16 protein-coding genes are annotated in these 13,372 nt (G+C 73.1%); 7 read left to right on the top strand and 9 right to left on the bottom strand.

The window, feature by feature from the left end; genetic code table 11:
* Positions 1 to 94: 94 nt before the first annotated feature.
* Positions 95 to 1,237 carry an alpha/beta hydrolase family protein gene (locus ABD126_RS01095; protein ID WP_343931642.1) on the bottom strand — a complete coding sequence of 381 codons (1,143 nt, stop codon included), beginning with the start codon at positions 1,235 to 1,237 and terminating at the stop codon, positions 95 to 97.
* A 90-nt stretch (positions 1,238 to 1,327) separates the two neighbouring features.
* On the bottom strand, positions 1,328 to 2,092 hold the full coding sequence (locus ABD126_RS01090) for a MerR family transcriptional regulator (RefSeq protein WP_343931641.1): 765 nt from the start codon (positions 2,090 to 2,092) through the stop codon (positions 1,328 to 1,330).
* A gap of 136 nt (positions 2,093 to 2,228) precedes the next feature.
* Here ABD126_RS01090 and ABD126_RS01085 point away from each other — a divergent pair, with 136 nt between their 5' ends.
* Positions 2,229 to 2,549 carry a YciI family protein gene (locus ABD126_RS01085; RefSeq protein WP_343931640.1) on the top strand — a complete coding sequence of 107 codons (321 nt, stop codon included), beginning with the start codon at positions 2,229 to 2,231 and terminating at the stop codon, positions 2,547 to 2,549.
* The gene (locus ABD126_RS01080; protein WP_343931639.1) at positions 2,542 to 3,870 is read left to right on the top strand and encodes an RNA polymerase sigma factor; all 1,329 of its coding nucleotides are present in this window, start codon (positions 2,542 to 2,544) and stop codon (positions 3,868 to 3,870) included. The genes ABD126_RS01085 and ABD126_RS01080 overlap by 8 nt, the downstream gene beginning before the upstream one ends.
* On the opposite strand, the gene ABD126_RS01075 is transcribed toward ABD126_RS01080, so the two are convergent.
* Together ABD126_RS01075 and ABD126_RS01070 are read right to left on the bottom strand one after the other, a co-directional pair.
* A complete protein-coding gene (locus tag ABD126_RS01075) occupies positions 3,812 to 4,633 on the bottom strand; it encodes a PP2C family protein-serine/threonine phosphatase (RefSeq protein WP_343931638.1) in 822 nt (273 codons plus the stop codon). The genes ABD126_RS01080 and ABD126_RS01075 overlap by 59 nt on opposite strands.
* A complete protein-coding gene (locus ABD126_RS01070; RefSeq protein WP_343931637.1) occupies positions 4,630 to 5,553 on the bottom strand; it encodes a hypothetical protein in 924 nt (307 codons plus the stop codon). Before ABD126_RS01070 ends, ABD126_RS01075 begins: the two co-directional genes overlap by 4 nt.
* Before the next feature lie 224 nt (positions 5,554 to 5,777).
* Between ABD126_RS01070 and ABD126_RS01065 the strand changes: the two genes are divergently transcribed.
* Positions 5,778 to 6,965, top strand: a complete 1,188-nt coding sequence (locus ABD126_RS01065; RefSeq protein ID WP_343931636.1) for a peptidoglycan DD-metalloendopeptidase family protein — start codon at positions 5,778 to 5,780, stop codon at positions 6,963 to 6,965.
* 71 nt (positions 6,966 to 7,036) lie between these two features.
* Positions 7,037 to 7,627: a TetR/AcrR family transcriptional regulator gene (locus tag ABD126_RS01060; RefSeq protein WP_343931635.1), complete on the top strand. Its 591-nt coding sequence runs from the start codon at positions 7,037 to 7,039 to the stop codon at positions 7,625 to 7,627.
* On the opposite strand, the gene ABD126_RS01055 is transcribed toward ABD126_RS01060, so the two are convergent.
* Positions 7,620 to 8,759, bottom strand: a complete 1,140-nt coding sequence (locus ABD126_RS01055; protein WP_343932177.1) for an MFS transporter — start codon at positions 8,757 to 8,759, stop codon at positions 7,620 to 7,622. The two genes, ABD126_RS01060 and ABD126_RS01055, sit on opposite strands and share 8 nt — an antisense overlap.
* A gap of 61 nt (positions 8,760 to 8,820) precedes the next feature.
* On the opposite strand from ABD126_RS01055, the gene ABD126_RS01050 reads away from it, so the two are divergent.
* Positions 8,821 to 9,192, top strand: coding sequence for a MerR family transcriptional regulator (locus tag ABD126_RS01050; protein ID WP_343931634.1), 372 nt, complete (start codon positions 8,821 to 8,823; stop codon positions 9,190 to 9,192).
* Here the strand turns inward: ABD126_RS01050 and ABD126_RS01045 are convergent.
* Positions 9,183 to 10,169 carry a glycoside hydrolase family 113 protein gene (locus ABD126_RS01045; RefSeq protein ID WP_343931633.1) on the bottom strand — a complete coding sequence of 329 codons (987 nt, stop codon included), beginning with the start codon at positions 10,167 to 10,169 and terminating at the stop codon, positions 9,183 to 9,185. The genes ABD126_RS01050 and ABD126_RS01045 overlap by 10 nt on opposite strands.
* 68 nt (positions 10,170 to 10,237) lie before the next feature.
* Here ABD126_RS01045 and ABD126_RS01040 point away from each other — a divergent pair, with 68 nt between their 5' ends.
* Positions 10,238 to 10,816, top strand: coding sequence for a TetR/AcrR family transcriptional regulator (locus tag ABD126_RS01040; protein WP_343931632.1), 579 nt, complete (start codon positions 10,238 to 10,240; stop codon positions 10,814 to 10,816).
* A 3-nt stretch (positions 10,817 to 10,819) separates the two neighbouring features.
* Here the strand turns inward: ABD126_RS01040 and ABD126_RS01035 are convergent, their stop codons facing one another.
* Both ABD126_RS01035 and ABD126_RS01030 read right to left on the bottom strand, forming a co-directional pair.
* Positions 10,820 to 10,996, bottom strand: coding sequence for a hypothetical protein (locus tag ABD126_RS01035; RefSeq protein ID WP_343931631.1), 177 nt, complete (start codon positions 10,994 to 10,996; stop codon positions 10,820 to 10,822).
* Between the two features lie 184 nt (positions 10,997 to 11,180).
* Positions 11,181 to 12,059, bottom strand: coding sequence for an NAD-dependent protein deacetylase (locus tag ABD126_RS01030; protein ID WP_343931630.1), 879 nt, complete (start codon positions 12,057 to 12,059; stop codon positions 11,181 to 11,183).
* A 53-nt stretch (positions 12,060 to 12,112) separates the two neighbouring features.
* On the opposite strand from ABD126_RS01030, the gene ABD126_RS01025 reads away from it, so the two are divergent.
* On the top strand, positions 12,113 to 12,724 hold the full coding sequence (locus ABD126_RS01025) for a hypothetical protein (protein ID WP_343931629.1): 612 nt from the start codon (positions 12,113 to 12,115) through the stop codon (positions 12,722 to 12,724).
* Positions 12,725 to 12,752: 28 nt separating this feature from the next.
* Here ABD126_RS01025 and ABD126_RS01020 read toward each other — a convergent pair whose 3' ends face one another.
* Positions 12,753 to 13,313: a superoxide dismutase gene (locus ABD126_RS01020; RefSeq protein ID WP_343931628.1), complete on the bottom strand. Its 561-nt coding sequence runs from the start codon at positions 13,311 to 13,313 to the stop codon at positions 12,753 to 12,755.
* Positions 13,314 to 13,372: the final 59 nt, after the last annotated feature.

Raw genomic sequence — 13,372 nt, 5'->3', positions numbered from 1 at the left:
CCCGCGACCCGCCCTCCCGCGCATCGGACGAACGGCCCGCCGCCGTCCGCCCGTCGGTTGAGCCGGGATCAGCCCCAGGTCTGACAACCTCGGTTCAGCGGCGCAGGGTGCGGTGGAAGAACGAGCCGACCAGGTCGCGGACCAGCGGAACGGACCGGGCGGCGGGGATCTCGCCGACCAGGTGCACCCGGTCCTGTTCGGTCATCAGGCGGGCGTCGACGAGCTGGGCGGACATCGGCGCGAAGTCGGTGAACACCCAGTGCGTGGCGTCGGCGATCTCGTGGTGCCTGGTGCGCGGGCCGTGGGAGAGCATGGCCGCCCACGAGGTGCGGTACCGGTCGTCCAGGTAGCCGTCGGTGCCGACGAGGAACAGCGGCCGGTCCACGCCGTCCCGGGCGACGGGCAGCAGTTCGCCCGGTTTGCCCGGTTCCACCGCGTAGTCCAGGTAGCCCTCCAGGTTCACCGCCGCGTCGATGCGCCGGTCCTCGTACATCGCCTGGGACGCCGTGGTGCCGCCCGCCGAGTGCCCGTACGCGCCGACGCGCCGCAGGTCCAGGGCCTTGTGCAGGTCCCGGGGCAGTGCGCGGCCCGCCGCGTCCGGGTTGCCGCCGGCGGCGAGCACCTCCAACTGGTCGAGGACGAACTTGGCGTCCAGCAGTCGGACGGCGATCATGTCCCGGAAGATCGCGGGCTTGACGCGCGGGTCCTCGGGCAGGGCGATGGTGCGCAGGCGGCCGTCCGGGAACTCGACCTCGCTGGTCTCGCCGGGGTGGTCCATCGAGACCACGACGAAGCCGCGACTGGCCAGGTGCTCGGCCAGGCCGGTGTTGATCGCGCGCGGGTCGCCGCCGCCGGTGCTGTAGAGCAGCACCGGCCGCCGCGTCGGCGACGCGGGCGCGCCGACGTGCGAGTGGGTCTTGGTGGCGGCCCAGTCCACACCGGAATCGGGCAGCTCCGGGTGCCCGTGCACCGCGTCGAGCTGCGCGAACACCTCGGCCGCGCGCGGCGTCATCTGCGGCGCGACCGGGTAGCCGCGCACGGTGCGCGCCGGGTAGTGCACGGTCACCATGACCTCACGCGGCTTGCCCAGGGCGTCGGGCCACGGGTCGGTGCGCTGGTGGTCGACCAGGTGCAGCGTCGTGACGCCCACCTTGTGCGGTCCGTCCGGTTCGGGCAGCCGCACCGTTTCGGCGGCCACCGCCGGCGCGCCGCTCAGGACGAGCAGCGCAGCCGTCAACCCTATGGTTTTTCGGAACACGGAATTCCCCCTCGTGTGTCGAACTGCGACGGTGGCCGGCGGGCACCCCCTGTCCGCCGGTCACCGGCCTTAACGCGCAGCCGCGTACATGCGGCTCACGTAGTCCCAGAGCCCGTCGCCCAGGTCGCTCAGCGGCTGGTCGGGCAGGACGTCGCGCAGCACGCCGTGGCCGTGCTGCCTGAAGAAGGTGCGCATCGACCGCAGGAGGTCGGGGTCGTCACCCGCGAACATGCGGCCGATCTTGGCCAGCCGCCGCCCCTCGGCCTGCACCTCCGGGTGGTCCACGGGGGTGGCGGCGCGGTAGTGCGCGATGATCGCCGACAGCACCTTGGGCCACTCGGCGTCCAGGTGGCGGCGCTCGTCGTCGGTCAGGCGGTCGGCCAGGTCGAACAGGGCCTGCCGCTGGTCGCGGCTGAGCGAGTCGTCGAACACGCTCGTGCAGCCGAACAGGGCGAGCAGGTCGGCCGGGTCGGGGCGCGGCCCGTCGAGCTGGTCGAGCAGGCCGCGGGTCTGCCGGCGCAGGGTCTCCAGCCGCCACACCTGGTCGTCGAGCTGCTCCAGGTGGGCGGTCAGGACCTCGCGCAGTCCCGCCGGGTCGGCCAGGGCCTCACCGATCTCGTCCAGGGACATGCCCAGCTGCCGCAGCAACCGGATGCGGTAGAGCCGTTGCAGGTCCGGTTCGGTGTAGCGGCGGTGCCCGGAGGCGGTGCGCTCGCTGGGGCGCAGGAGACCCAGTTCGTCGTAGTGGTGCAGCGTGCGGACGGTGAGACCGGTGACCTTGGCCAGGGCGCCGACGCTCCAGCGTGGCTGCTTCACATGCTCCGTTCCGGTCACACCACTGACCATAAAACCTCACGTGGCGTCAGGTTCAACACCGTATCGGGTGGTGTGTCGAGAACCGGTGGTGTCCTCTTGGGCGGGGCGCCGTTCGTCGTAGTGGTGGAATGCCACCGACGACGGGAGTTGCCCCATGAAGTACATGCTGCTGATCTGCGCCTCGCCGGACGTCGAGCCGGACGGCGGCGGCATCACGATCGACCAGTGGCTCGCCGAGGTCGACGGCAAGCGGCTGGACGGGTCGGAGCTGGCGTCACGGCGCAGCGCGACCACCGTGCGGACCCGCGGGGACGAGGTGCTGCTGTCCGACGGGCCGTTCGCCGAGACCAAGGAGCACATCGTCGGCTACGACGTGGTCGAGTGCGCCAACCTGGACGAGGCGGTGCTCATCGCGGCCCGGCACCCGGTGGCCCGGTTCGGCGCGGTGGAGATCCGGCCGTTCGCCGATGCCTGACGACCTCGGGAACCGCCACACCCCGGACCACCCGTCCCCAGACCACCCGTCCCCGGACCGCCACGCCCCGGACCGCCGCATCCCGGACCGCCCGACCCCGGACCGCCGCAGCGCGGACTGTCGTACCCCGGTGGGAGGATGGAGCCGGGGGCCGGAGGCCGCCGTCGAGGAGGTCTTCCGCGCCGAGCGCACCCGGATCGTGGCGACGCTGATCCGGGTCACCGGCGACTGGGACCTGGCGCAGGACTGCGTGCAGGACGCCTTCGCGCAGGCGCTGGAGCGGTGGCCGCGCGAAGGCGTCCCGCGCAGCCCCGGCGCGTGGCTGACCACGACCGCCCGCAACCGGGCCGTGGACCGGCTGCGCCGCTCGGCGGTGGAGGCGGCCAAGCTGCCGCTGACCCTGGACGACCCGGTCGAGGACGGGTTCGGCGACGACGTGCTGCGGCTGGTCTTCACGTGCTGCCACCCGGCGCTGTCGCTGGAGGCCCGGGTCGCGCTCACCCTGCACACGGTGGCTGGCCTGTCGGTCTCCGACATCGCGCGGGCGTTCCTGGTGACCGAGTCGACCATGGCGAAACGGCTGGTGCGGGCGCGGGCCAAGATCCGGGCCGCCCGCATCCCGTACCGCGTGCCGCCCGCGCACCAACTGCCCGAGCGGACCGGCGGCGTGCTGGCCGTGCTGTACCTGCTGTTCAACCAGGGGTACTCGGCGGTGGAACGGTGGGAGCTGTGCGCGGAGGCGATCAGCCTGACCCGCACGCTGGTGGCGTTGATGCCCGACGAACCGGAGGCCGTGGGCCTGCTGGCGCTGATGCTCCTGCACGACTCGCGCCGCGCGGCCCGCCTGTCCGGCGACGACCTGGTGCCCTTCGCCGAACAGGACCGGTCGTCGTGGGACGCGGGCCGCATCGCCGAGGGCACGGCCCTGCTGGACCGGGCGCTGCGGCGCGGCCGGCCGGGTCCGTACCAGGTGCAGGCGGCGATCGCGGCGTGCCACGTGGCGGCGGACGGTCCGGACTGGCCGCAGATCGCGCTGCTGTACGGGCGGCTGGTCGAGCTGGCGCCGTCGCCGGTCGTGGCGTTGAACCGGGCGGTGGCGGTCGGTGAGGCGAGCGGGCCGGCGGCGGGGTTGGCGCTGGTCGACGGGTTGGCGGGCGAGTTGGCCGGACACCACCTGTGGCACGCGACCCGGGCCGACCTGCTGCGTCGGCTGGGGCGGCCGGGTGCGGCGGAGGCCTACCGGACGGCCGCGGGGCTCGCGCCTACCGAGGCGGAGCGGCGATTCCTGGCGCGGCGGGCCGAAGAGGCGGAACGGGGATGAGCGCGGCGGTGACGTTGTCGTGGCCGCCGGCGGCGAGGGCGTGGCCGACCAGGGCACGGGCGGCGTGCAGGCTGTCGCCCGGCCCGGCCGCCGCACGCAGTTCCGCGGGGGCGGCCAGGTAGCGCGTCAAGCCGTCGGTGCACAGCAGGACACGACCGGCGCTGGACGGGCGGTGGCTGCGCAGGCGTGGCCGAGGGTCGGGGGCGTCCGCGCCGAGCCAGGCGGTGAGGGCGTCGTGCTCGCCCGTGTCGTCCTGGGTCAGCAACAACCCCGGGCCTTCGTCCGGCAGCCAGTACGCGCGACTGTCGCCGACGCCCGCCGCCCACAGCCCCTGCGGACCGACGACCGCGGCGACGTAGGTGGTGGCCGGGGCGACGCCGAGGGTGGACGGGCCGCCGGCGAGCGCGGCCACGGCGCGGGCCGCGTGCGCGACGGAGTCGGTGAGGGCGGTTTCCGGCAGCGCGTTCACCGCAAGCGCTCTGACCAAGGTCGAGGCGCCTGCTTCGGCGGCGACCTGCGCCGCGCGTTCGGGTCGGGCGGACAGGGACACGCCGTCGCACACCACCCCGACCGTCCACTCCCCCACCGTCGTGAGCACCACCGCGTCCGCGTTGACCGCGCGCCGCAGGCCCCGGTCGGTGACGAAGGCCGAACCATCCACAGTGGACTCGACGTGGGCGCGGAAGTCCGTCTGGTTCAGGCCGCAGTCCCAGCAGTGGCCGTCGGGGGCGACTGTTCCGGCGCATCGGGCACAGGGGGTCATGTCCATTCCCACCCTATCCCCAGCACGCCGCGCGGCACGTCCTTCGCCGTCAAGTGCACCAGGCGACCGGGGGCGAGGACCAGGTCCGCGCCCCGCTCCACCGGGCCGTCGTCGTGCTGGGACAGCGCGAAGCAGCGCACCGGCAGGCGCGGCTCGGTGAACCGGACGCTCATCACGTAGTTGCCCACGGGGTAGCGGAACGCGCGGCGGTAGTCCACGGCCTCCGTGCCGCCCTCCACGGTGAACGCGTACTCCAGCAAGTGCGTCTGACCCGCGGGCAACGCGTGGTCGAACAGCAGTTCCACCGCGATCACCGGCGCGGCCGGGTGGCGGCGCACGCGGCCCAGGCGGCAGTTCTCCACCGCCTCCGGCACGATCGCGTCCGGGTCCGTGCCGGGGTCGGCGCAGTACACGGCCAGGTGCCGGTCGGGGTGGCCGTCGACGGCCAGCAGCACCTGTCTGGTGTGGATGCGCCGGATCGCGCCCTCGCCGCCCACGGTCACCGCGTCGTCCTGGCACCACAGCCGCAGGTTGCCGTCCGACGGTCCGACCAGCTCGTCCACCGTCTCGGCCAGCGACTGCGCGGGTTGCAGCATGCTGCCGTACCGGCCGGTCGCCCGGCGTCGCGCCGCCCACCGGCCACGCGGGCGCGGCGGGCCCAGCAGGGACTCCAGGGAGTGCCTGGGCAGCCCCAGGATCGCCTCGATGGCCTGCACGGCGCGCAACGAGTCCGCCCGCTCCGGACGGCTGCGCCCCAGGCGCCAGTAACTCAGCGTCGCCAGGCTGACGTGGATGCCGCGCCGCGCGAGGCGTTCCCGCAGGCGTTCCAGGGTCAGCCCGCTGCGGTCGATCGCCGCGCGCAGCGCCTCGTGGAACGGACCCGTGCGCAGCAGGACGTCGACGTCGGGTCGGACGGACACGGCCTGCCCCCTCGACTGTGGAAGAAAACAGTCTAGGAGCCCGGTAGCTCCCGGCATGACCGACCGACGACGGTAGCCGTTCACAGTTTTGCCCCGGTTTCCACAGTAAGCCGCGGCCCGCCGCGAGTGGTCTTGACCAGTTTCCGGCCACCGGTATGTCATCGGCGCGCGGCAGCCCTCCCTGCACCGGGCTGCCGGTTCCCTGCAAGTGTCCTGGAGGGCACATGTCCCTTTCCCTGCGGCGAATCCTCGCCACCGGGGCGTCGCTGGCCGCCGGTGTGGCGGTGCTGGTCGTGCCGTCGACCGCCACCGCGCAGCCGGACCTGGCGACGACCGTCCGCTCCGCCGTGCTCGACCGGCACGGCGCCGCGCTGCAAGAGCAGTGGGGCGCCCGGTCGCTGCGCGAGCCGCTGTTCGAACCAACCCGGACCTCCGGCGACTGGGTGTTCGGCAGCACCACCGTCCCCATGGCCTACGGCCAGGAGCACGGGTCTCCGCTGATGGCCCTGTTCCTCGCCAAGCGCACCGGCAAGACCTGGAAGGTCGAGTTCGACGGCACTCCGGGGTTCGCCTCGCTGGCCCAGCACGCGCCGGTGCTCAGCGACGGCGAGAAGGAGACCTTCCGCAACAACGCCTCCGGCGTCCAGACCCTCGCCGACACCGGCCTCGGCCTGCCGTGGCCGCAGGGCGTGGCGTGGTGGATGGGCGGCGGTCCGCACGGCAACAGCGGCAGCACCCGGCCGTTCAGCTCGATCGACTTCAACGGCGGCGACGGCCGTGTTCTGTCCGCGGGACCCGGGCGCGTCTACAAGAGCTGCATCCGGGGCCGTAGTGCGCTGGTGAAGGTCGTGCACGACAACGGTTACAGCACCACGTACTACCACATGTACGACCTGACCACGTTGGCCGACGGCAGCGCGGTGCGCACCGGCACCTACCTCGGGCACATCGGCAACGAACTGCCGTGCGGCGGGTCGAGCACCGGTGCGCACGTGCACTTCTCGCTGTTGAAGGGCAACACGCACATCAGCGTCAACGGCATGACCATCGGCGGCTGGACGTTCTACGAGGGCGCCCAGGCCTACGGTGGTTACGCGCAGCGCGGCAGCACCCGCGTGAACGTCGGCGGCCGGGTCACCAACTACGGCGCCGGCACGACCCTGCCGACCGGCACGGTGAACGGCGGCTCGAACAGCTCGGTCACCCTGCGCTCCGGCCCCGGCTTGAGCCACGACGCCGTGGGCACGGTCGCGAACGGCACCGTCGTCTCCATCGCCTGCACGGCACGCGGTGAGACGGTGCAGGGCGTGTGGGGCGCGACCGACCTGTGGAACCGCCTCGAAGACGGCAAGTGGATCAGCGACGGGTTCGTGGACACGGGTTCCAACGAACCGGTGGCGGCTGCTTGCTGAACAAAGCCGTGGGCGGGCTCCGGCCTGCACCGAACCCGCCCACGGCCTCGGATTGGACTACAGTCCGGTTCGTGCTCGAACCGGATCACGAACTGCTCGACCTGCGCGGCGCGCGGCCGAAGGAACGGGCCGATGCCGCGCGCAACCGGGCTGCCGTGCTGGATGCCGCCGCGGCGCTGTTCCGTGAGCACGGGGTCGATGCCGTGTCCATGGACGCCATCGCCGCCGCCGCCGGCGTGGGCAAGGGCACGTTGTTCCGGCGGTTCGGGGACAAGGCCGGGTTGGCCGCCGCCCTGCTGGACGAGCAGGAGCGCACGCTCCAAGAGGCCGTGCTGACCGGGCCGCCGCCGTTGGGGCCGGGGGTCGATCGAGGAAGCCGGGTGCGGGCGTTCGTCGCCGCCTACCTCGACTACCTGCTGCCCCACCTGGCGCTGATCCGCATGTCGGAGACGGCCTCGCCGGGCGCGCGGTACCGGATCGGCTCCTACCGGTTCTGGCACCGCCACCTCACCCTCCTGCTCCCCGGCCCGGACCCGGAGGCCGACGCGCACACGCTGCTCGCCGCCCTGTCCGCCGAGCACGTGCACGCGGTCCTGCCCCGACTCGGGCCGGACCGCGTGCGTCAAGCCGCGCTCCGCCTCGCCGACGCCCTGGTCACCTGACCGGGAACCGCCGGACCGCGACGAGCACCGGGACCAGCAGGAGCAGGACGCTCCACGGGAGCGACCCCGGACCGGCCGCCGCGAGCAGGACACCGCCGACCACCCCGCCGCCGGCCATGGCCGCGTTCCACAGGGTCACCAGCATGGCCTGCGCGGTGTCGGCGGCCGGACCGCCGGCGTGCGCCACGGCGGTCTGCAGCAGCGTCGGCACGCCGCCCCAACCCAAGCCCCACAACGCGACCGCCGCGTAGACCACCACCGGACTGTCCGCCGGCACCCCCAACGCCCCCGCCGCGACGGCCACCAGGACCGTCGCCGCCACGGTCAGCGCCCGCAGCCGCCGGTCGATCAACGCCCCCACCAGCCAGATGCCCGCGATCGACGCGACCCCGAACACCAGCAGCACGACGTCCACCGAACCGCCCATGCCCACCGCGCCCAGGAACGTCGCGATGTAGGTGTAGAGGATGTTGTGCCCCAGCACGAACGCCGCCGTCACCACCAGCACCGCCACCACACCGGGCATCCGCACCGCCGCCGCGACCCGCGGCCGGCCCGACGGCTCGCCCGGGAAGTCCGGCACGGCGAGCAGGACCCACCCGACCAGGACCACGGCGATCCCCGTCATCACCCAGAACGCCGCCCGCCAGCCGACCGCGCCGCCCAGGAACGTCCCCGCCGGGATGCCCAGCGACAACGCCACCGGGATGCCGGCCATCACCACCGCGATCGCCCGACCCGCCGACTCCGCGGGCACCAGCCGCCGCGCGTAACCGGCCAGCAGCGCCCACACCACGCCCGCCGCGACCCCGGCCACGAACCGCGCCGCCAGCGCCACCGGGAACCACGACGAGACGGCCGTGACCGTGTTGGCCACCGCGAACCCGACCACCGCGATCAGCAGCAACCGCTTGCGCCGCCAGGACGCGGTCGCCGCCACCAGCGGGATCGCGGTGACCGCCGTGCCGACCGCGTACACCGTCACCAGTTGGCCCGCCGCCGACTCGCCGACGCCCAGGTCCGCGCTCAGCGCGGGCAGGACGCCGGCGGGCAGCGCCTCGGTCAGCACGGTCACGAACGCCGCCGTCGTCAGGGCCAGCAGGGCGCCCAGCGGGAGCCGCACCGATGTCATCACCATGAGCCGTATGCTCAAACCATCACACATGTGTGAAGGTCAAAGTGAGGGGGCGCACATGAGGATCGGGGAGCTGTCGGAACGCACGGGCACGTCCCGCCGCCTCCTGCGCTACTACGAGGAACGCGGCCTGATCGTGTCCACCCGCTGCGCCAACGGCTACCGGGACTACGACGAGCGCCTGGTGGACCGCGTCCTGCAGATCCGCGGCCTGCTCGACGCGGGCCTGCCGACGCGGATCATCAAGCAGATCCTGCCCTGCCTGGACAAGCCGCGCGTCATCTACTTCCCCGACGCCACCCCGGAGATGATCGCCACCCTGGAACGGGAACGCGACCGCATGACCGAACGGGTCGCCTGCCTGACCCGCAACCGCGACGCGATCTCCGAGTACCTCGACGCCGTGCGGGAGTACAACGGTCAGCGGTAGTGGGCCGCGACGACCTCGAACGCCGCCTTGCGCCGCCAAGTCCCGTCCTCGCACACCTTCACCACGCCGTAGGATGCCATGTCCAGGTCGAGGTCGTCCCGGTGCGGCAGGAAGTGGTTGGCGAACGTGTAGACGAACGCCGTGTCCACGCCGACCTCCTCGAACAGCGACAGCACCTCGTCCAGGTACCGCGCCTGCTCGGCCTCGTCGCGCTCGTACGGCCCGTCCAGCCCGACCGGCGTGGGGCCGTCCCACCGCACGACCAGGCCGCCGCGCGCGCCGAGGTCGCCCGCGCCCCGGAACGTCGCCGACCCGAACTCCGTGACGGCGAGGGGTTTCCCGGCCGCCACCAGGGACCGGATCGACTCGCGGTAGCGGTCGGCGACCTCCGCGGACCGGTAGGCGTCGACGGCGACGAAGTCGAACGGCGTCCAGTCCACGCCCTCGAACGGGATCGAGGCGTAGGTGACCTTCCCGCCGAACCGCTCCCGCACCACCGCCACCGCCCGCGCCAGGAACTCGTTGACCCGCCCGGGGACCGCCGCCAGCGCGGCGCCGACCTGGTCGCGCGGCGCGGACAGCAGCCACCGCGTCCGCTCGTGCCCGTCGGCGCCCGGCAGGAACCCGGTGGTGAACAGGCTCAGTTCGGCCCCGGTGACGAACACGACCTCCGCGCCCCGCCGCCGCACCCCCTCCGCCCGCTCGGCGCAGTCGACCAGCACCGCCAGCACCTGCTCCGGCGTCAACTCCCCGGTGAACGGCGAGAACCACACCTCCAGCCCCAGCTCGGCCGCCGACCGCGCGGCGGCTTCCAACCGCTCGGGGTGGCCACCGGTCAGCCGCACCGCCGTGCAGTGCAACTCGTCGCGGATGACGCGGAGGTCGCGCGCCACCACATCGAGATCCCACGGCTCGTGCGTGGTGTCCCCGTACTTGTTGATGAAGCCCGTGTCGTAGCTGATGCCCTTGCCGCGCATGCCCGCCCCTCTCGTTTAAGGTACGTGACGTACCCTATGTTAGGGTACACCGAGTACCGGAGGTGTGGGTGGAGCGGAAGACGCGACGGCGCGGAGCCGACCTGGAGGAGGCGATCCTCGACGCCGCCGCGGCGGAACTCACCGAGCACGGGTACGCCGCGCTGACCATGGACAAGGTCGCGAAGAGGGCCGGCACCAACAAGAACGCGCTCTACCGCCGCTGGCCCAACCGGGCCGCGCTGGCCATCGCCGCCTACAAGCACCTGGTGTCGGCCGAGACCCCGGTGCCCGACACCGGCGAGCTGCGCGGTGACGCGCTGGAGCTGTTGCGCCGCGCCAACTCCTACTGGTCGTCGCCGCAGGGAGCGGTGCTGCGGGACCTCATGGGGAGCATCGGTCTGCCGGAGTTGCTCGCCCAGGCCCGCGACGAGGTGGCCGACGCCGGCAGCGCGTGGTGGCTGACCGTGGTGCAGCGGGCCGTGGCCCGGGGCGAAGCGCGGCCGGAAGCGCTGCGCCCCAGGGTGGCGACGGTGCCGATCGCATTGCTGCGCAACGAGTTCCTCACCAGCGGGACGCCGACGGTGCCCGACCGCGTGCTGGTCGAGATCGTCGACGAGGTCTACCTCCCGCTGGTGCGCGACCGCTGAGGATCACCGGGCGGGGCGCAGCTCGCGACCGGCGGCGGTGAGGTGCTCCCAGGTCCGGCCGCGCTGGCTGGGCGGGGCGGAGCCGTCCGCGGTGCGCATCGGGTACACCAGCCCGAACGGCACGGGCTGGTCGAACTCGTCACCGCTGCGGATGTCGATCAGATCCCGGACGTGCGCCATCACGACCTCCTCACGGGGGTGGGTGGCCCGCCGCGGTGGGCGGGGCCGACGGTGGATGTCCGTCAATTACCCGTTTCCACGCGATGACAAGCGGGTTTCCGTTGCTGCATCAGGGTGAAGTCACGTGCCGATGTGTCGTCCACCGGACGCGCGGCGGCCGGGATCGCCTGCGCCACAACGACGTTCAGGTCCGCCGCAAGATCCCGCACAAGTCGGTCAGGGCGCCACCCAACGGCAGGTCCACCCGGACCGTCGCGTGGACATCGCCGCGGGTGCGGCCCTGGTTGACGATCACGACCGGTTTGCCCGCCCTCGCCGCGTGCCGCACGAACCGCAGCCCGGACATGACCGTGAGGGACGAGCCGAGCACCAGCAGGGACCGGGCGGCGTCGACCAGCCCGAAGCACTCGTCCACGCGCTGCTTGGGCACGTTCTCGCCGAAGAACACCACGTCCGGCTTGAGCACGCCGCCGCAGTCCGCGCACGGGACGACCTCGAAGCCCGCCACGTCCTCGGCGGCCAGGTCCACGTCGCCGTCGGGGTTGATCCGGGTGGCGGTGGCCTGGAAGTCGGGGTTGGCCGCGCGCAGGCGGCGGTCCAACTCCTCGCGGGGCGAGACGCGCCGGCAGTCCAGGCACAGGACGCGGTCGAGGTTGCCGTGCAGCTCGACGGCGTCGTGGGTGCCCGCCGCGTGGTGCAGGCCGTCGACGTTCTGGGTGATGACGCCGGACACGAACCCCGCGTCGCGCAGCTCGGTGACGGCGCGGTGGCCGGCGTTGGGGTGGGCGCGGGCGATGGTGCGCCAGCCGAGGTGGCTGCGCGCCCAGTACCGCCGCCGCCCGTCGGGGCTGCCGACGAACTCCTCGTAGGTCATCGGCGTGTGCTTGCGCAGGCTGCCGGACGCGCCCCGGTAGTCGGGGATGCCGGACTCGGTGGACAGCCCGGCGCCGCTGAGCACCAGCGCACCACCCCCGGCGACGACGGGGACGACCTCGTCCAGGCTCGTGGTGCGCGGCAGCGGCGCACCGGTGTCCGTCCAGCTCAAGGTGGGCCGCGTGCGCACGCGTCCCAGCTTACGTGCGTAACGCGACACCCACCGGAAACGATCAAGCGGGCATGACCGGCGCAGTGCCCAGGCCCGACGGCGAGCCCGACTTACCGCCGCACGTCGCCAACCACGTCGGCAGCGTCCACGGCCCGTCCGTCCAGGCGGGGTACGTGGCAGGCGGCATCCACTTCCACGCGCCCCCGCCGGCGACACCGGCACCGCGACCGGTGCGTGACCGACGCCTGGCGCGGGCGTGGCTGGCCGTCGTACTGCTGGTCTTCCTCGTGGCCGGGTTCGGCTCGTACCTGCTCAACGTGTCGGTCGGCCACGGTTCGCTCACCGCGAACCTCGCCGCCGACGGGGTGCTGCTCGCGGTGGCCGTGGGTGTGCTGGCGTTGCGGTGGCGGCTCGTGGCGCGCGATCTGTCGTTCGCGGCCTACGTCGGTCGGGTGCTCGCGCGGTGCGTGCCGCGCTGCGTGGCCATGACCTCCACGCCGGTTCTCGCCATCGTCGCCGTGGTGCTCGGCGCGCTCCTGGTGGCCTCGGTGTTCACGCCCGTGAGCGGCCACGAGTACACCGCCGCGCAGGGCCGCAACGGCGTGCTGCTGTTCCTGGTGGGCTTGACGGTCCCGGTGGTCCGCACGCTGGTCGTCCGCGCGCGGATCCACCGCCGGCGGTGATCCGGCGGGCGGCGGCCCGCCCATCACCTCAGAACTTGACCGTCGCGCAGCCCACGCGCGGGCCGGCGGTGCCCGCCTTGCCCGGTTCCGTCGCGGTCTTCTGCGCGTGGATCACGACCGAGCCGGCGCGGCGGTCGGAGAACTGCCACGGCACGGTCGTCTTGACCACGGCGTGGCCGCGCTCGTCGGTGGTGAAGTCCAGCCAGATCTCGTTGGTGGGGTTGGCGTAGTCCGGGTCCACCGACGGCTGGTTCGGGTCCACCACGTGCTGGTGGTGCGCGCCGGAGTCGGCCGGGGCCGGGCCGCACGGCTTCTGGTGCGCGTGCGAGCCGTAGGTCCGGTTCGGCACGAGCCCGTAGACGCTGAGCAGGACCTTCGTCGAGTCGCGCTTCGGCGTGGCGACCACGAGCACCTTGGCGCCCGGCGCGATCAACGCCGTGTCGTAGGTGAACGCCTTAGTGGCCACGTCGGGGGTCGCGAACCGCGCGAGCGTCACCGCGACACCGCCACCGCCGCCGGATTCCTCGGCCGTCGCGGTCCCGGCGGTGACCATGAGAGCCGCGCCGATGAGAGGGAGGAGACGCTTCACAGCCCGATGCCTTTCCGGATGGGTCGGCGACCGATTCCTACCCGGCGCACGTTAGCAGA

The organism is Saccharothrix mutabilis subsp. mutabilis (assembly GCF_039521145.1).
Taxonomy (GTDB): Bacteria; Actinomycetota; Actinomycetes; order Mycobacteriales; family Pseudonocardiaceae; genus Actinosynnema; species Actinosynnema mutabilis.
This window is presented reverse-complemented; position numbering and strand designations above follow the sequence as displayed.